Here is an 18,553-nt window from a genome sequence, read left to right on the forward strand (position 1 = left end):
CGCAGCACTCGTCCGACGCCGCGCCCACCCCTCCAGTTCGGCACGTTCAGCATCGGTCAAAACAACCACGGCAGCCTGCGGACTGGGCACAACCCAGTCTACCAACTGAACCGTAATTAATGACTCCGGACACTAGTCGTCAGTGTCCACATGGCTACAACACCTTCGGGTGGTCGTGCTAGAGGTCGCGCTGCCGGGGCGAGCCCAGCGCGGCCGCAGCGATCAACATGGCGGCCCAGTCCCAATGGTCATGGTCTTGCGCGTCGTCGGGCATCTGAGGGTCCTTTGGTGCGCCCACCGCTGCGGCGCCGGTCGCTGTGGTGATCGCCTGCAGCAGTAGATGTTTCATTGGATGGTTCATCTTCCCCTGCCTAGAAATGGGTCGAATGTTGAAATAAGCCATCGACCGGTGGGCTCATCGAGGGTCATCGCGTTGACGAAGGTGTATAGCTAGTCCGCATCACGCGGTCGGGACGTTTTGTAATGAGCCGGTGCTGCGTGAACGCGGAGGTCTGGTCGGTCATCTGGATGGTGGCCGACACCGTGATCTGGTCATAGAAGCGGCGAAGGAGTGGCTCACTGTCACTTCCTGTGTAACCTCGAATCCACGCCCGTATCGGCGCCGCCAACTCGCTCGGTAACTCAGCGTCGCTATTCGCATAGAAGCTGAGCAGGTCTGTGATCGCGTTTTCCTGTTCCCCGGCACCAATTTTGGCGCATAACCACGCGCGAGCACCTGGGCGCAGGAACCCCGCTGCCGATTTAGCCAATGCCCACGCGAGGGCTCCTTCGTCGGCTCTATTCATCGACCTACTCCAGTTCTTTCGCTGTGCCACGCTGGTTTGAGCGGGCTAGATCGGCGGATAAGCGAGCGACCACCAACGCCGTGAAGATTCCGAAGTCGCTCAGCGAGCTGCTCCACCGAGGTTCCGAACGGAGTGTCGGTCATCGCGTCTACGGTCAGACCTCGGGCACTCAGCGTTCGCGCGACAAAGGACCAGCTTGACGTGCTGCCCCCGAAAGCGTGCACGGGCAACACCGGACGCGTCGTGGGTGCGGTGCATGCCTGGACACGCGTCAGCGCTCCGAAGGACTGGTCGACGCCGCCGGCCAGGTGAAACGGTGCCGTAGCGGCTACCGATGCCATCAGACGCATTTCGTATGCCCGCGCGACGGCAGCGCGCCCGATCGTCCGGATTAGCTCGCGGGCGCTCCCGATTGGGCCGAGCGGCGGCGGCACCACGTCTCTAGGTAGCCGCGCGCCGACCCGCGCGAACGGGCGCCTTCTGTCGATCTGCGGTTGCGACTTGTCCCACCCGAGCCTTCACCGTGTTGGACAAGTAAAAGTGAGTACTGACTTTTATACGATAGGCCGCCAGCAGCCCAAAGTCAATCGGGTCTGTCCAGGGTCGATTCGACTTCATGCGCCGGGCGGATCAGAGCTCGCCCAGCGGATTGACCGCGCCGAGTTGGGTTGGAGTATAGTAAGTGCTGACTGCCATAGTTAAATGTAAGGTCGGGCGCGAGACCGCGCGATCACAGCGCGAGAAGGGAAGCCATTCAGTGGGCAAGCTTGCTGACAAGGTCGCCGTGATCACGGGCGGGACATCGGGTATCGGCTTGGCGACCGCCGAACGCTTCCGCGACGAAGGGGCGACGGTCGTCGTCACCGGTTCTGATCCCGAACGAGCGCAAGGTGCGCGCGAGCGGCTTGGGAAGAACACACTCGGCCTGACGGCTGACGTCCGGTCCGTCTCCAGCCTGAAGACCGCCTTTGCCGAGATCCAGCACCAGTTCGGTGGGATCGACGTCCTCTTCGCCAACGCAGGGATCTCTCGGGCCGTCCCGTTCGAGCAGGTGACCGAGACCGACTTCGACGAGCAGATGGCCGTGAATGCGCGCGGCGTCTTCTTTACCGTTCAGGCCGCCTCCCCCTACCTGCGAAAGGGCGCCAGCGTGATCTTGTGCTCGTCGATCAACGCCCGGGTTGGCTGGAGAGACATGTCCGTGTACTCGGCGTCGAAGGCTGCGGTCCGCTCCTTCGCCCGCACTCTCGGAGCGGAACTGACACCGAGGGGCATCCGCGTCAACGCGATAAGCCCGGGGCCAGTGGACACGCCGATGATGTCGAAGCTGCGAGAGCACTCGAACCTCGACCGGACGGCGCTGGCAGAGCTGGTCTCAGATATGCAGTCGCAGCTGACGATCGGGCGAGTCAGCACGGCGGCTGAGATCGCCGGAGTCGTCCTGTTTCTTGCGAGCGCCGACTCGTCGTACATGCTCGGCGCCGACGTCGTCGTGGATGGCGGAGTGGCGACGATCTGAGCGACGCTCTACCGGCCGTCGTTCACCACCCGCTCGGTGATCTCCTCGTAGAGGTACGCGGCCGCGGTCGCCAGGTCGAGGTCGGGTACATATCGAGGTCGGACAGACCGGCTACTTCAGCACGGGTCCCGCTGCCTCGTACAACCACTGAGCGAGCTGCCATTCGACGATCGCACCGGGGATCTCGGCATCGAACCACCGGTCCACTCCTGCCCAGTGGTACGGGTTCATCGCGTACTCGCCGTTGAGGTCGGCCGCCGAGGCGAACTCCTGCTCCCAGGCGTGGGTCCAGATCGACGGGCAGGCTACGTGGTCGACTCGGCCCAGTGCCCAACTATGGATGGCGTCGATGAATCGAGGCATCGCGGCGAGCTCGGCCTCGAACCGTTCCTGAACGTCCAGCGGAGTACCTGGCTGCACCCGAAACAGGAAGGTGCGCTTGACGCGAGGACCGGCGAGGGTAACGTGCGCGCCCGCCAACGGCGTGACCGCGACGGCGTCGACCACCTCTACCCCGTCGATGCCGGTCTCCGGAAACGTCGGGGCCACGACGTCCCATGTCGCGTCTCCCCCGCGTAGGCAACCGCGGAGATTGCGTCCCGCGGACCCGGGCAACACGTCAAGGGGGGTCACCTCGTCGAGCCTCAACTGGACAACCCAGCGAATCATGGCGACGAGCACACCGTCCGATGACGTTCCACCGCCACCGCATCGGTTTCGGCCCACCACGCGGCCAGCGATCTGTCGGTCCTGGCCGCGTGCCGCATGACCCAGAACGACGCCACGTCGGGCAGCTCCCACCGCACCGTCACCTCTACGGCGTCGGGACCGACGTAGCACCACCAGGTATCTGCTAGTCGCATGCCTCGTTGGCAAGCCCCCGGCGCGTATTCGGCCCGCAGGCGATCCAGCCAGCTCCCAGCCGCGCCAGCGGGCAGAAGCACCCGGTCAATCACAATCACCGACGGCGCGGTCACTGATCCCGTGGATTCAGGAAGGTCCACAGCGCAGCTCCAAGCCCTTCAAGCTGCCCTCGTCGCGCCAGGCTCGAAGCAGCGCGAAGAACGCCACGGGGCCTTCCCCATATTGCGAGGACAAGAGGCTGTTGGAGGACGACGGCCTGCCCTCCTGGTTGACGTAGCCAGGCGTGCACTCGAGCAGGTATCCCTCGTTGGCGACCGCGAGACGGCGCATAGTGGCGCACCACTCTTCTTCCGCCTCGATCGCAGGCTCGACATAGGTCGCGGCGCGTTCTCGGCAATGCCGGACGACGTGTGCGAGATGTTGGGTCTGCTCGTTGAGCATGTGCGGGAAGTTGATAGTCAGGCCGGTCTGTGTGATCCCGAGGAAGAACATGTTCGGGAAGCCTTCCGTATAGAAACCGTGGAAGGTCGACGCGCCATTCGCCCACTTCGACGAGAGACGGATGCCGTCCCGGCCCACCGCGTCGTAGCGGGCACGCTTGGTGAACTCCGTCCCGACCTCGAAGCCCGTGGCAAAGACGACACAGTCGAGCTCGTACTCCCGCCCGTCGACGACGACTCCGGTCTTGGTGAACCGCTCGACCCCGCGGCCATCGGTGTCGATCAGCGTCACGTTCGGACGATTGAACGTCGGCAGGTACTCGTCGCTGAAGCACGGACGCTTGCACATCATCTTGTAGTAGGGCTTGAGAGCATCGGCGGTCGCCGGATCCTCCACGATCGAGTCCACGCGACGTCGAATCTCCTCCATCTTCGCGAAGTCGGCGATCTCGATCTGCTCAACGAGTTCCTCTTCGCTGAGCCCTTCGCCAGCCATACCTGCGAAGAAGCCCGCGACCTTGCGAAAGATGTCAGTCCAGCTGTCCCCGACCAGGTCCACATCCTGCTGCCCGCCGGTCACCAACACGTTGAAGTTGGCCATCCGCTCGTCATGCCATCCGGGCTTGAGCTGATTGACCCACTCCGGATCGGTCGGGACGTTCCCGCGCACACTGATCGACGACGGGGTGCGCTGGAACACGTAGAGATGTCCGGCGCCCTCGGCGAGGTGCGGGATGCACTGCACCCCGGTTGCTCCCGTGCCGATGACCCCGACGCGCTTGTCGGCAAGCCCCGTCAGGTCACCCCCCGTATAGGCGTAGTCCCAACGACTGGTGTGGAATGTGCAGCCTTCGTAAGCGTCGATGCCGGGGATCCCCGGCAACTTCGGGCGGCTAAGCGGGCCGCTCGACGAGACGACGAACCGCGCGCGTATCTCGTCGTTCCTGTCTGACTTGACCACCCATCGCCAGTCGGCGTCGTCCCAGCGCAGCTCGGTGACCTCGGTCTGGAAGCACGCGTCGTCATAGAGACCGTACTTCCGGCCCACCGATTGGAGGTAATCGAGGATCTCCGGCCCGCACGCGTACTTCTCGCTGGGGATGTACCCCGTCTCCTCGAGGAGTGGCAGGTAGATGTAGGACTCGATGTCGCACCGCGCGCCGGGGTAGCGGTTCCAATACCACGTCCCGCCGAAGTCGCCGGCCGTGTCGACGATCCTGATCCGCTCCAGGCCCGCGTCGCGGAGACGAGCGCCGGCGAGAAGGCCACCGATCCCTCCGCCGATGATGACGACGTCGACCTCATCCGTGAGCGGTTCACGAGTCAGTGGTGGCGCGTATGGGTCCTCGGCGTAATGGGCGAAGTCCCCTGTCGGGGCTCGGTATTGACCGATGCCCTCGGGCCGGAGTCGTTTGTCGCGTTCGGCTCGGTAGCGCTCTCGAAGTACGTCGGGATCGAATCCGAGATCGTCACGTTTCGGGCTTTGGGTTCCCGTCGGCGGCGCCGTCATGTCGCTACTCCCAACTCGTCTGCCGTTGAAGAATCTGTTCCAAAATTACGATAGACGGCCATAGATAGCAAGTACTGACTTCTTTACTGTGCACTGGCGGTTCGCACGTTGAGAAGCTCGTCATCCGACGCTCGCGCGCTCGAGGGCGTCGACCCCGTTCGCCACGGCGGTCAGGACGCCGAAGAGACCGCCGTCGATCGGGAGCGCGGTCGCGTTGATGTAACTCGCGTCATTCCCTAGAAGGAACGACACCACTTGCGCCACCTCGTCGGGCGAACCGACTCGGCCAGTCGGAGTAGTGACGCCGAAATATTGTGTGAGCGTATCTGTTTGGCCGTGAAGCGGCCCGAGTATCGGGGTATCGATGATGCCGGGGCAGACCGCGTTGACCCTGATTCCGTGCGGTGCCAGGTCGGCCGCGGCGCACTTCATCAGCCCGAGGATCCCGTGCTTGCTCGCGCTGTAGGCGGCGCCGCCTGGCACTCCCATGAGGCCGGACGTCGAAGAGGTGAGCACGAGGGCACCGCCACCCCCGTCGATGATCCGACGCGAGCAGGCACGAACGCCCAGGAACGTGCCGCGCAGGTTCACGTTGAGGACTGTGTCCCACTCCTCGAGGCTTGATTCGACGACCGACGCAACCACCTGGATCCCGGCATTCAAGTGGGCGAGGTGCAATGCACCGAACGCTTCAACCGCGGCGGCAGCCATCGCGTCGTTGTCCTCGGGGCGGCTGACGTCCGCGGCGAACGCCACGGCTCTCGCGCCGGAACTCCGGATCGACGCTGCGATTTGCTCCGCGCCCGCGCCATCGATGTCCACACACAGAACGCTGGCCCCACACGCTCCGAGGCGGCTCGCACTCGCGGCACCGAGGCCCGATGCCGCACCCGTGACGAGCGAAACGCGGCCGCTGAGATCAACCAAGGTGTCCTCCTAGTCAGCGATGATCGAGAGTTCTTCGAGCCCGCGAACGAAGAAGCCGCCCCGCAACCGGGGCTCCGCCGTGGTCACGCGGTATTCCGGCGCCCTGCGGAGCACTCCTGCCAACGCATGACGCACTTCGAGACGAGCAACCGCGGCCCCGAGGCAGAAGTGGACGCCGAATGCGAACGCCAGGTGCGGGTTCGGATCGCGACCGAGGTCGAGCCGGTCCGGGGCGCCGAAGGCGCGCTCATCACGATTGGCGCAACCGAGCATCATGACCATCCGATCGTCCGCGGCGAGCTTTTGTCCAGCGAGCTCGGTGTCGTCGACAACCGCCCGGAGGATCCCATTTGCTGGTCCGACGAATCGGGCCAGCTCCTCAATGGCCGTCGGTATCAGCGACGGGTCGCTGACGAGCCGCTTCCGCTGCTCGGGGTCCTCGGACAGGGCATGTAGCGCGTTCCCGATCAGGTTCATCGTGGTCTCTAGCCCACCGAACAGCAGCAACACGCACGACGACAACAGTTCGCTCTCGTTGAGCTCACCGCCGCTGTTGGCTGCGATGAGCCGGCTGACGAGATCGTCTGCGGGCGACTTCCGCCGCTCGTCGATCATGGTCGCGAAGTAGTTTCGGAGGGCATGCCCGGCGGCGACGGCGCGCTCCGCCAGCTCGAGGGTCGCAAGAAACGAGTTGCCGGAAACGAGGTCGTCAGCCCAGCCCGTGAACATTTCGCGGTCGCTGGCCGGCACACCCATCATCGCGGAAATCACTGCACCCGGCAGCGGCTCTGCCAGACCCCTCAGCACGTCGAACTCCTGCCCCCGCTCGAGTGGCTCGAGGAGCTCGTCGACCAACTCGATGACACGTGCGTCGAGGTTGGCCACCGCGCGTACGGTGAAGGCGCTTCGCACCGGGCCACGCAATCGTGAGTGGTCGGGAGGATCAGCACTGGCCATGCTGTCGAGCAGGAAAGCCTCGGCCACTCGACCGATGTCCCTGTTCGCCTTCGACGAGAACCGCGCCGAATCCCGGAGCGCCTCCATGGTTGGCGCGTGCCAGGCTGTCATCCACATGCCGAGGGGCTCGTTCCAGACGACTGGCCCTTCGGCGCGGATGGCTGCGAAGGCGGCGTCGGGATCGGCCTGGACCTCCGGGCCGAAGAGGTTGATGTCCACGTGGCCTCTCGATGTTGATGACATAATAGTGAGTACTTACTACACGTTACATCGGGGTGTATGTCGCGTCAATTGACAAACACTGGGACCCGCAGGAACGACGCGTGAGATGTGCTGCCAACCGACGCACGATCGTGTCAGCGGGCGACCAGGCAAATTCCGAGGAGGATGAAGTCTTGTCCCTCAACGATGCTGACGGGAATCGGCGTGGCGAGACTGGCCGATCGAGACAGGCCGATATAGTAGAGTGACCGCTAACTCTCGCGGATTGCTGTCTCATCCGCGCTACTTGCAGCTCGGTGACGGCTAGGTCGGGCGTCGCCATGCTCGTTGATTCCCCGGGAGGTTCTCGCTGTGGCCAAGCAGGAAGCACCGAAGCGGCCCCGGCGGCAGCCCGGGGTCGGCCGCGAGCTGATTCTGGCCGCCGCCCACGACGTGTTCAGCGAGCATGGCTACGCACGCGCGACCACTCGCGAGATCGCCGAACGTGCTGGGGTGGCCGAACCCTTGCTCTTCCGTTACTTCGGGTCGAAGGCTGCTTTGTTCAACGAGGTCGTGTTCGGACCCATGCGCGCGTTCATGCTCGAGTGGGAGAAGTTCGACGCCAAGGCGGGGGATGAGTACGACGTCGAGGCGCTTGCGAAGCGCTTCGCAGGCGGGTTCTACGACCTGCTGAGGGCGAACCGTGGCCTGATGATCACCTATTTCGCAACGCAGGTGTTCGAGCCCGAAGTACTCGCCGAACCCGGAGACCTCCCAACGTTCCTCGAGGTGATCGGGTTGATGGACCGGGCAACGGAGATCCGAACCCGGACCGACAAGCAGGGCCGCCGGATAAAGGCGACTGCGAAGAGTCGTGTGCACGAACGCATCAACATCGGCTCGGTGATCGCCGCCGCGCTGTTCGACGACCTGCTCTTCGCGGCGTTACCGACCCGACCAACCCGCAACCAGGTCGTAAATGAGTTGGGGCGGATCGCCACGGTGAGTCTCCCAACGGTATCGAGCTAACGGTCATTGACTGACGCCTGGTACGTTTCGGTGCGGCCAGCGGCTCATGCACTCACTCGATCACCGAATTGCGGACAGTATTCGGTCACGGACATGGCGAGAAATCGGTTCGCGGCGTTCACGTCGACGCTCCCGTATCGCATGATGCGCTCCACCACTTGGCCGGGATCCCTAGTGCGGCTGAGGAAGTAGCAGGCGGAACGGCCCATGCTGATCAGGTTGTCGGTATCGATAACGAAGCCGAGGGCCTTGGCTTCGCGGACGAAGCTCGCATCGTCTGCGTGTGCCGCCGGTGCTCCCAGCAGCAGCAGCAGTAGTGCCACGCTCGCCATGGCGCAGCCGATTGTGTCGGCAAGTTTTCGCATTCGGACTCCCTCGGGCGGGTGGCTGCGAACGTGTCGGGTTCGGTTCATTGCGGGCACAGGTAGATGAACGCCAATTGGGTGATGGCGGGAGACTCGAGTGTCGCCGCTTGCCCGACGAGCGCCTGGTCGCGCTGACGACAGACATTCCGACCACGGTTCAAGAGGTCTCCGTCGCTGCGGAAGGCGATGGGGTCGTGGCTGAGCGGCAACACGCGGTGCAGTCGTTCGAGATACTGAAGTTCTGCGGGGCTCAACGGAGTCAGCGGTTCGGCCTGCGCGGGCTGTGCGACGGCGAAGGACACGCCGATGGCCAGCAACGACGCCAGTAACCATTTGGGGATGCGCACATCGATCTCCTCCCAGCAGATGTTGATCTCCCTGGTCCACTTCTCGGAGACCTCGCTTGACCGCCATCGTTCGTCACGGCGGGCTCAGCCAGGTCCCAGTGGGCGTGACGAAGAACTTGAAAGGACCACGCGAGCAATAGGTGCTGGCATCGGCCATGGTCGCGCATCTCGTCCCGTTGTACTCGATGTAGCTGCGCGGGGGTAGCTCCCGCTCCGCGCGTCCCAGGGGGAACTGGACTCCCAGCAGCCAGTCATAGCGCGTGACGATGTTTCCATTGACCCAACCGATGTTGGTCGTACCCGGCGGCGCACCCGTGATGTCACCGGTGCAGCCGAAGCTTCCCCGGTCCCAGATGCCGCAATTCAGTCCCCTGGGCGTCGAAAACCACACGCCGCCAGCACTAGCGGTGAAATAGTCGTCGTAGCGCACCAGGTCATACGACCTAAGGATGAGATTGGTATCTGGGTACGGCGGGGGCGTCGGGCCAGGAGCCGGCGGTACCGAATGCCCGTCGGGGGACGTCGTCAGCGCCAGCCCGATAGCGAGAGCAGTAGCCGCGATCAGGTGAGCCGATCGTATGAGTCCACGCACGTCAGTCAACCCGTTCCAGAACGCTTTTCGTTGAACCTCGGTCATGGCAAGTTCCCCGGCGATGATTCGTTCTCGGCCCGGTGCGGCACGCTGCCGTAGCACGTCGCGTTTCCGACGTCGAGGATGCTCTCACAAAGGATTTGGCCGTCGCGCGAAATCCGCACCGTCACGAACTTGCCCAGCAGAACCCGACCGACGGTCGCGGCCGTCCGAAAGTTCGGGCGCGAATCCGCACGCAGTTCTGCACCGTTAGCCGTTGGGCTCGTCGCATCGACGACGGGCACGGTCAGCGTCCAGGGCAGCGATACGTCTTGCAGCAGATGCTTGCCCGAGGAGTCGCGGTATTCGACGCCAGCCAACCCGGCCACCGAATCGGAGAAGATCTCGTAGGTCACCATGTCCTCCGCTTGCGCCGCTGGTGCCTGAAGCAGGGCCGCAATGCCGATGACCACGGGGATGGCCATCGATGGGATTCGGGTCATGGACTCCTCCTGGATGAACGAGTGGGTGGCAACCGCGTCGACATGAACCGGATCGCGCCTAGGCGGCCAGTACCAATGCGGTCAGGATCATGTCCTTGGAGGCGTTGTGCACGGAGCTCACCCCGTAATCGAGGTACGAGCAGTCCGGGATGTTGAGATAGCCTTGCAGCAGAAGCGCTTTGATCGAATCGGCGGAGGTGCTCCCGGCGCCGACGAGTATCGCCGACGTGGTGCCCTCGTAGCCGAGATCCTTCAGTAGCGGCGTCGCATCGGGCACCGGTATGGCGCGCGAGTCGTGATTGAGCCACTTGTCGTTCGAGTCGTTGACCTCGTCGGCGGCCTGCTGCACTATCGGGTTGGCCCGCAATGGTCCACAGGACACTGCCCGCGCTGCCATCACCGCAGCGGTAAGGCTGTCGGTCGAGTCCGCGGTAGCGGGGGGCACCGCGGACACGCTCGCAGCCATCAAGGCCAGTACGGCCACCCACGACGCGCGCTGGACACTGCGGTGCAGCGCGAGATGCGCGCGGAGGCGGGTCGGGCCCACGAGTCGCCGTATCATCGTCTTCTCCTAATCGCACACGTGCGAGCGGTGGATGTCGCTGCCCCAGCGCTGCGCCTTCTGGACCGACGGGGCGGTGAACCAGTCTGGCTGATGGGCCAGGATTCCGTTGTTGACGTTGAACAGCTGCTCCCACAGCTTGTAGAAGGCTTCACCCTCGTAGATGGGAAAGTAGTTGTCGCCAAACGGGTTCTGGGCCTGAGTCAAGGCCTGCGCGCGCGGCGTCAGGAAGTCGACGGCCTGAGCGATGTTTCCGGTGACGATGTCGACTTGCTGTTGGATGTCGTCCCGGGCGTAGTCGTAATCGTTGCCGTCGGGGCCGATTCGGTTGAATTGCAGGCGAGCGATCTGCGCCCTCAGGGTGGGATAATCGGCGTTGTACCACTGACACATTTCGCGCATCGAGGTGATGTCGGCGTCGGTGACCTGGTTCCGCGTTTGATCGTATGGAAAAGGGAACTTCGGCTGCCAATTCGATGCGGTTGGCGTTATCACCGGCAGGGGGCGGATCAGGTCGCTGTCCGACGGCGGATCGGGCGGTGATGGTGGGTCGCCAGGGCCGGCGCTGGCCGACGGACCGGTGAAGATGGCCAGCACAGCCAGGGCCACTACGAAGGATGCGGCGCCCCGTTCCGCGCTGAGCTTCCGGGTCATTTGGACTCCAGCGCCGACCCGATTCCGCCGACATCGGTGATCAACCAATTGTTGTTGCTGTCGATCGTGGTGCTGTAGGTCGCCGTGGATTGCAGCGGGTCGGGTGCCTGGATGGTCTTCGTGTCGACGCTGACGAAACAGTCGACGACGTAGATGCCGCCCGTGTTCGACCGAACCTTGGCTACGAGCGGTCGCGCGCTCGAACTCCATTGCAATGGAACCAGAACCTGTTCCATCGACGTACCCGCCGCGGTCAACTTGTTGTTCAGTTCCGGGCTGGTTCCTTGGACGAGTTTGACCTTCCAGGTCTGGAGGTCCTTGTAGTCCATCGTCGCAGCGTTCACCGCGTAGTCGAGGGCGATCTTCTCCGCGTGCGAGCCATTGGCCAATTGCGTTGCCTGGGCGTGTGATTGATCGCGGGCGCCGATGTATAGCCACCCCAACGCGGCGACCGCCACGATCAGCAACGCCATCACCACACCGATTACCAGGCTACGGAGACTGAGCGAAACCGAACGCGGCTGGCCACCCGGCCTGGTGTCTGCGGGCGCATCCTTCGGCTCAGCCGGCGTCGTCTCGGACGCCGCCGTGGCGGCGTCGCGAATGTCCGTTTTCTGTTCTTTGAACCCGTTGATGGTCATGGTCTTTCCTTTCGTCGGATTACTTCCTTGTCGAACAAGCGATCACCTGCCCGGCGTCACGGCGTGACACGCAATGTGATGGTTCCGTCAGCCGGTACGACCTGAAGAAAGTTGTCCAGTAGCTGACCGGTGTCGAAGTTCATCAACGATGCGGCGATGGCGTTGAGTTTCGGCTGGAAGGCCTCGCCCAGAACTTTGAGGTCGCCGCCCCGGTCGTCGAGGAGATTCTGGATTCGCGCAACGAGCTTGTTCAGGTTCGAGACGTTGGCCGGTTCACCGCGATGCATGATGATCGGGATGTGCTTGAAGAAGTCTTGAATGCCTCTGCCGATCTCTCGCACCTGGGGTGTGAGGCTGGTCAGAATGGGATTGACCCATTCGGCATTCGCGAGCAGCGTCTGGAAGTTACCAAGGAGAAGGCGCCCGTGACCGTTCATCTCGTGGACGGTGTTGTTGAGCAGAATGCTCGCGCGCGACAGGTTCGGAAGGACGGTGGTCGGATCTGGAAGCGCGGTATCGGCTTCGCTGATGACGCGCGTGAGGGCGCCGGGGTCCATCTGATCGAGCACTCGGGTGATGCTCGTCGCCAACTCCGAGATCGACGGTGGCTGTACCACCCGCTCGGTGGAGATCCGCTGACCGTTGTGCAGTACTGGTCCGCCGTCGCTCTCAGGTACCAGGCCGACGTAGGACTCCCCCAGTGCTGACAGATTCTCGAGCCGCACCTCGGTGTCGACCGGAATCCGGTACTGGCCTTCGACGTAGAAGTCGACGGTCGCCGCCTGAATGGAGGCGCTGGTACCGGTCACCTTGCCGACCGGTACACCACGGAGCAGCACATTCGACCCGACGACGAGTCCGTTGGTGTCCGGGACGTTCATGGACAGGTTGGTTCGGTCAGCCGGTGGATTGACACGCAGCCCGAGCATGGCGAAGTAGCCGAGAACGAAGGCGATGATTGCGCCGAATGCCAGGAAGGAAACCCCGTCGCGCAATCTCAAGGCATGTCTCATGGCATTGCTCCCAGTATCTGCAGCACCTGTTGCACGTTGCCCGACAATTCCCGTCCGTCGGGTCCGACTATCGAGGTGATGTTGATCGCCGGATACTTGTCCTCGGGCAGGAAGAAGTCGGTGAACAGACGCCGGTACCTAGGTATCTCCTGTTCGACGACCACCTTCGACTGCTGAAGCGCGCCAACGGAATCGGCCAGCGAGTTCAGGAACGGCACTAGCCAGTATCCACCGGACGCGATGCTTCCGACGCTGGGAAGCAGGACGGCCACGTAGTTGGCAATCGCGATGAAGCGGTCGATGTTGACCTGACCGTACGGCGAGAGCTGGTAGTCCAACTGGGGGATGTGGGCACTCAGGGTTGCAGCCGTTCGAGACACTCCGTCGAGCAATTCGTCGACCGTGTTGATGTTCACCGACAATGCCGAGAGGTTTGCATCCACCTGAGTTGTCAGCCTTCGCACCTCGTCACTGGCCGGTATCACGCGATTGAGGCGGATGATCGTGTTCTGCGCCCGTTGGATGGACCCACTGGACACGAAGTTCGCGAGGCTGGCGATCGTGTCCTCCAGCTGTGGCGGAGACGTCGTTTGGGCAAGGGGTACCGCCGCGCCAGGAGCCAGCGGGGGTGCGGGCGGACCTCCACCCTGGGGGCGCTCGAGCGCGACGTAGATGTCGCCCAAGACCGTCGCCTGTTGCAGGACCGCATGGATGTTGGACGGGATGACGACGTCGTGACCCACGCGTGCGGTGACGTCGACGTCACCGGGGGTCAGCGTCACCTTGGAGACGACTCCGACGGTCACTCCGTCCAGCACCACTTTTGCGCGTTCGGGCAGGTTGAGCACGCTGTCGAACTTCATCACGACGTCGTAGCCGTCGCTGTAGGACGGGCCGGGCTGAGGAATTGCGTTGATGTTGATGGATGCGCACGACGTGAGCACGACAGCCCCCGTTACCGCGACGGCGCCCACGATCGGCCGGATTCGCCGCGTCATTTGCTCGCCTGCGTCATGACGTACTGGAGCAGGGCGACGTCAACCGCATAGGGCGTTCCCTGGACGTTCGCGCAACTACCCGGTACCGAGGCGTTCATGATGTTGCACTGCAGCACCCCATCGGGAGTACGGAGGCGGTAGAGCGGCGGGCGGTATCGAAGACTGCCGAATTCGTGGTTGTTGACGATGTTCGCGATTCCGTTGATGTACCGGGGCACCGCATTCAAGATGCTCGCGTAGAACGGGGCGCGGGGAGTCAGCTTCCTGATGACGACTGACACCGCGTCGAGCAACTGTTGAATCTGCGGACCGAGTTGGGTCTCGAGGTCGGAAGCCAAGGTGAGGATCGGAACAATTCCCTCGAACGCATCGTCGGCCCCCCAAGCTGTCGCTGCGATATCCGGTGCAATATGGTCCACATCGGAGAACACGCCCTTGAGAGTCGGCTCGAGGTCGGCCAGCGTAGTCGTGAGCTGGCCGAGGTTGGTCGTGATGGAGCCCAGATCGCCAATGGCCTGATCGGGTGAATCGAGGACTGACGCCGTGGTGGTCAGCAGCTTGTTGGCACCCGCTCCCTGGTTGCGAAGCGCTTGATCCGCGCCCTGGAGCACGCCGGCGATGTTCGTCGACCCCTCCGGACTGATCGAGTTGACGAAGTTGGTCGACGCGCCGATCACTTGGGAAAGACTCTTCGGGGTCAACGACCGGTCTGGTGGAATGCACCCTCCGGCCGACAGTTTGGGGCCTGCGTCGTAGTTGCCGACGAGTTCCAGCGACCGGTCGGCGAGGATCGACGTCGACCTGATGACGGCCTTGACGTCCGCGGGCAGAGGCCGGTGCTCATCGACGCTGAATTCGAGACGGACGGACTGCGCCGACGGGGTGATGGAAGATACCTTGCCGATTTCGTAACCCATCTGGGTGACCGGGTTGTTGACGTACAACCCGACGCTGTCGGGCATGATCGCGCAGTACTGAGCGGCCTGTTTGGTGCTGAATGGCGCCCACGAGCCACACAGCAACATCGCGGCTATGGCGAGCGATACGACTGTCACTCGCCGGGCCCGGTGCGAACGGCTGCGGACCATCAGCAGGAACTCCCTGGCATCGGCATGCAGATGTCGGTGGCCAAGAGTGCCGGACTGGCATTCTGTGCGTCGAGGATTCGGTCGAACAAATTCTGCGTCCGCTTGAGGGCCCGGATGGTCAGCCCGTTGCGTTCCACGAACAGCCGACCCTTATCCAGGTAATCACGCACTTCCTCGATGAATTGGACGCGGTGGGCTTCGTAGAAATCGCCAACGGTCTTGAGTTGCATGAGCACCGTGCCCAGCCCGCCCAGCATGTTCGACAATCCCCCGTTGTAGAGCACCAGCGTCTGGGTCAAGATCGACACTTTTCTGATCAGCTGATCGAACTTGTCACGGTAGTTCGAGAGGGCCTGAATGTATTCGTCGGACATGTTCAGGATGTTGGTCACCTGGCCCCGCTGCCTATCCACCGTCGACATGAGTGCATTGCCGGCGTTGATGACTGTCGAGACGACTTCAACGTTCACACCCGAGAGACCCTGCTGAATCTGATTGAGGGATTCATTCACCGGGGCCGTATTCACGTTCTCGGTGATTTTGGTGGTGTCGGTGAGCGTCCCGATGAGGCTGTACGGCATGGTCACCCGCGCGAGCGGAATGGCGTTGGCGCCCAATGGAGTATCGCCGATCGACACGACGTTCACGTAGTACCCGCCGACCACGGTGAGCATCCGGACGTCGATCTGCGACCGGTCACCGACGAAGGCGTCGTCGTCGACGAGTGCCGTCACCTTGACCTGATGGGGCTCGAGTGAGAGTTCGTCGACCTTGCCCACCGCGATACCCGCCATCCGCACCTCGTCACCGACGCGGATCGATGCCGCGTCGTCGGTGTAGAAGGAGACGACCTTGGACTGGCCCGGCGGATGGTAGTAGACGTAGGCCAGCACGAGCGCCACGACGACCGTGAAGACGATCGCGCCAGCACCCCGGGTGACCGGATTGCGCAGAGCATTCATCGATTTCAGCGATTGCATAGCACTACTCGCTGACCGTTCAGCAGCACGTCCATCGTCTCGGGGAGTTGAAAGCGACCGCGCGAGCACGGCTCGACCGTGTCGTCGTTCTCACCCGGTGGTTGAATGTTCTCGTTGATTACCGGCACCAACTTGAAGGCGTCGAAGAAGTTGTCGAGGTTGCTGAACGCGCGGTCCAGCGCGTTATCGATGTTGATTCCAGGCTTGAGCCCGGCATTGTTCAACAGTCGTACTACCGGACCGAAGAAATCCCCTCCGAAGAAGAAATCCTTACGGAACTCGTCCAAGATCGTGAGCGCGGCGTCCACCGGCTGGTTCAACACGTCGATGATGTGGATGAACTGCTTCGACTTACTCTCGATCGCGTCAGCCACCTTGGACAGATTCGCCATCAGCGTCGCCACCACATCTTGGCGGTCGGACACGAACTCGGTCAGCCTGCGCACACTCTCGAGGAGCGGCGCCAATCCGCCGCCGTCTCCCGTCAGGAAGGACGCCGCGTTGGCGGTGAAGGTGTTTATCTCTTCTGGACTTAGGGTCACCAGCACGGGTTGGAGCCCATTGAACAGGGCAGTCACGTCGAAGGAGGGCTGGGTCATCGACGTGGGAACCTGCGTAACCAGATCTGCCGCCGCGTACCCCTCGGCGGCGTCCGTAACGTCCACGTAGCGCACACCCGTCAGGGCTTGGAACTTGATGGCGAGCCTCGATATGGCGAGGATGCCGTATCGCTGGTCGAGGGTGAACTTGACCTGCGCAACGTTCTGTCCGTCGTGCCGAGCAAGGTCGACGGATTCGACCTTGCCGACACGCACTCCGCGCACCCGCACGTCGCCGTCCGGATGAAGTCCGGACGCGTCGGTGAACTCGGCGGTGTACGTCCGCGTGTTGATCGCCACCGGGTTGGTCAGGGTGTTGGACAGCAAGATGAAGAGCACGACTGCAACCGCGACACTGAGACCAACTCGCCACAATAGGGCCAAGGGCTTCATTCCGGGCCTCCCACGACAATTCCGAGAGGTGCCGCCACCCCGGGCAGGCTGTCCAGGAGAATTCGGACCGAAATTGCGCGCTGATCGCCATTGCCCGCATAGAGCTCTTCGAATCGAGATCGCAATTCAGCAAGTTTCTGTGCAATGTCCTGAGGCCTCAATAGGGGCGGCGTTACGTCGGTGAGCGCCTTGATCCCGGTGATGAGGGGAAACAGGTCATCTACGTGACTGTAGAGAAGCTTGCCTACGGCACCGAAGAGACCATCCGCCGCAAGCTTTATGAACGCGATATCGACGTTTTGGAAGTGTTCCTCGGTTTCGTCGGCCAGGTTCGGTGTTTGCACGCCCTCCAGATACGGGTAATGGGGCTTCGTCACGCTCGTCGACCCTGGAGGGAAGGTCTGCCCCGGGTAATAGCCGTAGTCGGTGATTCGAGTACTGGCTTCGATCGCCGAGTCGGTGTATTCCGGAAATGCCGCGGAAATCGATGAGGTGTTGGCCAGTAGCTGTTCGGTCGGAACGGTTTGTACGTCGGCGAGCGCCCGCGTGACGGTCACGGCGGTCTCGAAGAGTGGGTTGAGCCCGTCGGTGTAGCGGGTCACCCGATCGATGACCTTGATCAGCTGAGGCGTCAGCGAGGCCTCGGAGACGTTCCCGAGCTGGGACAGGAGCTCGGAAAGGGTGAAGTTGCCGTTCGGCACGAGGCTGATCTCGCTGCCATCGCGAAGTTCCTGGCCACCGGAGTTGGGCACCAGGTTGATGCCCGGGACGCCGAAGTAGTTGATCGGCCGGAAATCGATGTTCATGGTGTTCGTGAGGCCTTGCAGGGGCCGCTTCTCCAGGTCCGTGGCCAACCGGACGCCGCCGCCCGCGGTATTGCTGACGTTGGTGACGTGTCCGACCTTGACGCCGTGGAGAACGACGGCCGTCCCTGCCACGACGCCCTGCCCCACGTACGGCGTGGTGATCGCGATGGAGAACTGGTCGTCAGCTCGGCCGCCGAACGGATTCGTGACGACGAAGAACGCGAGCAACGCAACGCACAGCAGTACGGCGGTGCCGGTGGTGGCCAACACCCGTTCCTGGTACTTGGATGACCCTCTCAGCATGGCGGTTCGGCTATCCCTTGAACACGAACTCGGGTGTGAGGCCCCACAACAGCACGGTCGTCGTGAAATCCAAGACCATGATGGTGACCAGACTCGTGCGCACCGCCCGGCCTGACGCCTCACCGACTCCGACCGGCCCACCCGAGGCGAAATAGCCGTAGTAGCAATGGATCAGAGTGGCCGCGATGCAGTAGGTGGTCGCCTTGATCAGCGAGTAGAGGAGATCTATCGGCGTCAGGAACTGGATGAAGTAGTGATCGTAGGTGCCTCCGGGTTCGCCGTTGAACACGACCACCACGGTCTCGAGGATGAAGAACGTCGCCACCAGGGTGAGGAGGTAACCCGGAATGACGCACAGCATCCCGCCGATCAAGCGGGTACCGACGACGAAGGGTATCGGCCGCAGACCCATGGCTTCGACGGCGTCGATCTCCTCCGATATGCGCATGGCCCCGATTTCGGCCGTCATGCGTGTCC

The 18,553-nt window shown here is 62.9% G+C and carries 23 protein-coding genes; 2 read left to right on the top strand and 21 right to left on the bottom strand.

The window, feature by feature from the left end:
* Nucleotides 1-178 precede the first annotated feature (178 nt).
* Nucleotides 179-349, bottom strand: a complete 171-nt coding sequence (locus QOC69_RS21760; RefSeq protein ID WP_526443437.1) for a hypothetical protein — start codon at nucleotides 347-349, stop codon at nucleotides 179-181.
* 76 nt (nucleotides 350-425) lie between these two features.
* Entirely contained in the window at nucleotides 426-806 is a 381-nt protein-coding gene (locus QOC69_RS21765) for a hypothetical protein (RefSeq protein ID WP_526443439.1), read from the bottom strand.
* A gap of 757 nt (nucleotides 807-1,563) precedes the next feature.
* Between QOC69_RS21765 and QOC69_RS21770 the strand changes: the two genes are divergently transcribed.
* The gene (locus QOC69_RS21770) at nucleotides 1,564-2,325 is read left to right on the top strand and encodes an SDR family NAD(P)-dependent oxidoreductase (protein WP_526443441.1); all 762 of its coding nucleotides are present in this window, start codon (nucleotides 1,564-1,566) and stop codon (nucleotides 2,323-2,325) included.
* A 111-nt stretch (nucleotides 2,326-2,436) separates the two neighbouring features.
* On the opposite strand, the gene QOC69_RS21775 is transcribed toward QOC69_RS21770, so the two are convergent.
* From QOC69_RS21775 to QOC69_RS21795, 5 genes are all read right to left on the bottom strand, one after another.
* Entirely contained in the window at nucleotides 2,437-2,994 is a 558-nt protein-coding gene (locus QOC69_RS21775; protein WP_526443443.1) for a Dabb family protein, read from the bottom strand.
* Nucleotides 2,991-3,188, bottom strand: a complete 198-nt coding sequence (locus tag QOC69_RS21780; protein ID WP_526443445.1) for a hypothetical protein — start codon at nucleotides 3,186-3,188, stop codon at nucleotides 2,991-2,993. The genes QOC69_RS21775 and QOC69_RS21780 overlap by 4 nt, the downstream gene beginning before the upstream one ends.
* A gap of 127 nt (nucleotides 3,189-3,315) precedes the next feature.
* Nucleotides 3,316-5,139: a flavin-containing monooxygenase gene (locus QOC69_RS21785; RefSeq protein ID WP_526443447.1), complete on the bottom strand. Its 1,824-nt coding sequence runs from the start codon at nucleotides 5,137-5,139 to the stop codon at nucleotides 3,316-3,318.
* 120 nt (nucleotides 5,140-5,259) lie between these two features.
* A complete protein-coding gene (locus QOC69_RS21790) occupies nucleotides 5,260-6,066 on the bottom strand; it encodes an SDR family NAD(P)-dependent oxidoreductase (RefSeq protein ID WP_526443449.1) in 807 nt (268 codons plus the stop codon).
* A gap of 9 nt (nucleotides 6,067-6,075) precedes the next feature.
* The gene (locus QOC69_RS21795) at nucleotides 6,076-7,242 is read right to left on the bottom strand and encodes a cytochrome P450 (protein ID WP_526443452.1); all 1,167 of its coding nucleotides are present in this window, start codon (nucleotides 7,240-7,242) and stop codon (nucleotides 6,076-6,078) included.
* A 354-nt stretch (nucleotides 7,243-7,596) separates the two neighbouring features.
* On the opposite strand from QOC69_RS21795, the gene QOC69_RS21800 reads away from it, so the two are divergent.
* A complete protein-coding gene (locus QOC69_RS21800; protein WP_526443454.1) occupies nucleotides 7,597-8,253 on the top strand; it encodes a TetR/AcrR family transcriptional regulator in 657 nt (218 codons plus the stop codon).
* A gap of 44 nt (nucleotides 8,254-8,297) precedes the next feature.
* On the opposite strand, the gene QOC69_RS21805 is transcribed toward QOC69_RS21800, so the two are convergent.
* The 14 genes from QOC69_RS21805 to QOC69_RS21870 form a co-directional block, all read right to left on the bottom strand.
* Nucleotides 8,298-8,618, bottom strand: coding sequence for a DUF732 domain-containing protein (locus QOC69_RS21805; RefSeq protein WP_526443456.1), 321 nt, complete (start codon nucleotides 8,616-8,618; stop codon nucleotides 8,298-8,300).
* A 44-nt stretch (nucleotides 8,619-8,662) separates the two neighbouring features.
* Nucleotides 8,663-8,965, bottom strand: a complete 303-nt coding sequence (locus QOC69_RS21810; RefSeq protein WP_526443458.1) for a hypothetical protein — start codon at nucleotides 8,963-8,965, stop codon at nucleotides 8,663-8,665.
* 73 nt (nucleotides 8,966-9,038) lie between these two features.
* Entirely contained in the window at nucleotides 9,039-9,557 is a 519-nt protein-coding gene (locus QOC69_RS21815; RefSeq protein WP_526443460.1) for a hypothetical protein, read from the bottom strand.
* A gap of 41 nt (nucleotides 9,558-9,598) precedes the next feature.
* The gene (locus QOC69_RS21820; protein WP_526443462.1) at nucleotides 9,599-10,039 is read right to left on the bottom strand and encodes a hypothetical protein; all 441 of its coding nucleotides are present in this window, start codon (nucleotides 10,037-10,039) and stop codon (nucleotides 9,599-9,601) included.
* Nucleotides 10,040-10,097: 58 nt separating this feature from the next.
* On the bottom strand, nucleotides 10,098-10,601 hold the full coding sequence (locus QOC69_RS21825) for a hypothetical protein (protein ID WP_526443464.1): 504 nt from the start codon (nucleotides 10,599-10,601) through the stop codon (nucleotides 10,098-10,100).
* Nucleotides 10,602-10,610: 9 nt separating this feature from the next.
* The gene (locus QOC69_RS21830; RefSeq protein ID WP_526443466.1) at nucleotides 10,611-11,255 is read right to left on the bottom strand and encodes a hypothetical protein; all 645 of its coding nucleotides are present in this window, start codon (nucleotides 11,253-11,255) and stop codon (nucleotides 10,611-10,613) included.
* Nucleotides 11,252-11,896 (bottom strand): hypothetical protein, encoded by a 645-nt coding sequence (locus QOC69_RS21835; protein ID WP_526443468.1) that lies wholly within the window; start codon nucleotides 11,894-11,896, stop codon nucleotides 11,252-11,254. The genes QOC69_RS21830 and QOC69_RS21835 overlap by 4 nt, the downstream gene beginning before the upstream one ends.
* Nucleotides 11,897-11,952: 56 nt before the next feature.
* Nucleotides 11,953-12,909 (bottom strand): MlaD family protein, encoded by a 957-nt coding sequence (locus QOC69_RS21840; protein ID WP_526443470.1) that lies wholly within the window; start codon nucleotides 12,907-12,909, stop codon nucleotides 11,953-11,955.
* On the bottom strand, nucleotides 12,906-13,907 hold the full coding sequence (locus tag QOC69_RS21845) for an MlaD family protein (RefSeq protein ID WP_526443472.1): 1,002 nt from the start codon (nucleotides 13,905-13,907) through the stop codon (nucleotides 12,906-12,908). The genes QOC69_RS21840 and QOC69_RS21845 overlap by 4 nt, the downstream gene beginning before the upstream one ends.
* Nucleotides 13,904-14,962, bottom strand: coding sequence for an MCE family protein (locus QOC69_RS21850; RefSeq protein ID WP_526443474.1), 1,059 nt, complete (start codon nucleotides 14,960-14,962; stop codon nucleotides 13,904-13,906). The genes QOC69_RS21845 and QOC69_RS21850 overlap by 4 nt, the downstream gene beginning before the upstream one ends.
* Nucleotides 14,963-14,994: 32 nt before the next feature.
* Nucleotides 14,995-15,975: an MlaD family protein gene (locus QOC69_RS21855; RefSeq protein ID WP_526443476.1), complete on the bottom strand. Its 981-nt coding sequence runs from the start codon at nucleotides 15,973-15,975 to the stop codon at nucleotides 14,995-14,997.
* Nucleotides 15,963-16,967, bottom strand: coding sequence for an MlaD family protein (locus tag QOC69_RS21860; protein ID WP_526443478.1), 1,005 nt, complete (start codon nucleotides 16,965-16,967; stop codon nucleotides 15,963-15,965). Before QOC69_RS21860 ends, QOC69_RS21855 begins: the two co-directional genes overlap by 13 nt.
* Nucleotides 16,964-18,043 carry an MlaD family protein gene (locus QOC69_RS21865; RefSeq protein WP_526443482.1) on the bottom strand — a complete coding sequence of 360 codons (1,080 nt, stop codon included), beginning with the start codon at nucleotides 18,041-18,043 and terminating at the stop codon, nucleotides 16,964-16,966. Before QOC69_RS21865 ends, QOC69_RS21860 begins: the two co-directional genes overlap by 4 nt.
* 43 nt (nucleotides 18,044-18,086) lie before the next feature.
* Nucleotides 18,087-18,553, bottom strand: a 467-nt coding sequence (locus QOC69_RS21870; RefSeq protein ID WP_526443480.1) for an MlaE family ABC transporter permease, incomplete at its 5' end; no start/stop codon positions are given.

The sequence above is a fragment of the Mycobacterium sp. genome (assembly GCF_032162105.1).
In the GTDB taxonomy this organism is placed as follows: domain Bacteria; phylum Actinomycetota; class Actinomycetes; order Mycobacteriales; family Mycobacteriaceae; genus Mycobacterium.

What these genes read in the sequence shown, in the direction of transcription:
- QOC69_RS21820 (WP_526443462.1), bottom strand. Translation starts at nt 10,039, where the DNA reads ATGACCCGAATCCCATCGATGGCCATCCCCGTGGTCATCGGCATTGCG.
- QOC69_RS21825 (WP_526443464.1), bottom strand. Translation starts at nt 10,601, where the DNA reads ATGATACGGCGACTCGTGGGCCCGACCCGCCTCCGCGCGCATCTCGCG.
- QOC69_RS21855 (WP_526443476.1), bottom strand. Translation starts at nt 15,975, where the DNA reads ATGCAATCGCTGAAATCGATGAATGCTCTGCGCAATCCGGTCACCCGG.
- QOC69_RS21780 (WP_526443445.1), bottom strand. Translation starts at nt 3,188, where the DNA reads ATGCGACTAGCAGATACCTGGTGGTGCTACGTCGGTCCCGACGCCGTA.
- QOC69_RS21840 (WP_526443470.1), bottom strand. Translation starts at nt 12,909, where the DNA reads ATGAGACATGCCTTGAGATTGCGCGACGGGGTTTCCTTCCTGGCATTC.
- QOC69_RS21760 (WP_526443437.1), bottom strand. Translation starts at nt 349, where the DNA reads ATGAAACATCTACTGCTGCAGGCGATCACCACAGCGACCGGCGCCGCA.
- QOC69_RS21830 (WP_526443466.1), bottom strand. Translation starts at nt 11,255, where the DNA reads ATGACCCGGAAGCTCAGCGCGGAACGGGGCGCCGCATCCTTCGTAGTG.
- QOC69_RS21785 (WP_526443447.1), bottom strand. Translation starts at nt 5,139, where the DNA reads ATGACGGCGCCGCCGACGGGAACCCAAAGCCCGAAACGTGACGATCTC.
- QOC69_RS21765 (WP_526443439.1), bottom strand. Translation starts at nt 806, where the DNA reads ATGAATAGAGCCGACGAAGGAGCCCTCGCGTGGGCATTGGCTAAATCG.
- QOC69_RS21845 (WP_526443472.1), bottom strand. Translation starts at nt 13,907, where the DNA reads ATGACGCGGCGAATCCGGCCGATCGTGGGCGCCGTCGCGGTAACGGGG.
- QOC69_RS21775 (WP_526443443.1), bottom strand. Translation starts at nt 2,994, where the DNA reads ATGATTCGCTGGGTTGTCCAGTTGAGGCTCGACGAGGTGACCCCCCTT.
- QOC69_RS21805 (WP_526443456.1), bottom strand. Translation starts at nt 8,618, where the DNA reads ATGCGAAAACTTGCCGACACAATCGGCTGCGCCATGGCGAGCGTGGCA.
- QOC69_RS21860 (WP_526443478.1), bottom strand. Translation starts at nt 16,967, where the DNA reads ATGAAGCCCTTGGCCCTATTGTGGCGAGTTGGTCTCAGTGTCGCGGTT.
- QOC69_RS21835 (WP_526443468.1), bottom strand. Translation starts at nt 11,896, where the DNA reads ATGACCATCAACGGGTTCAAAGAACAGAAAACGGACATTCGCGACGCC.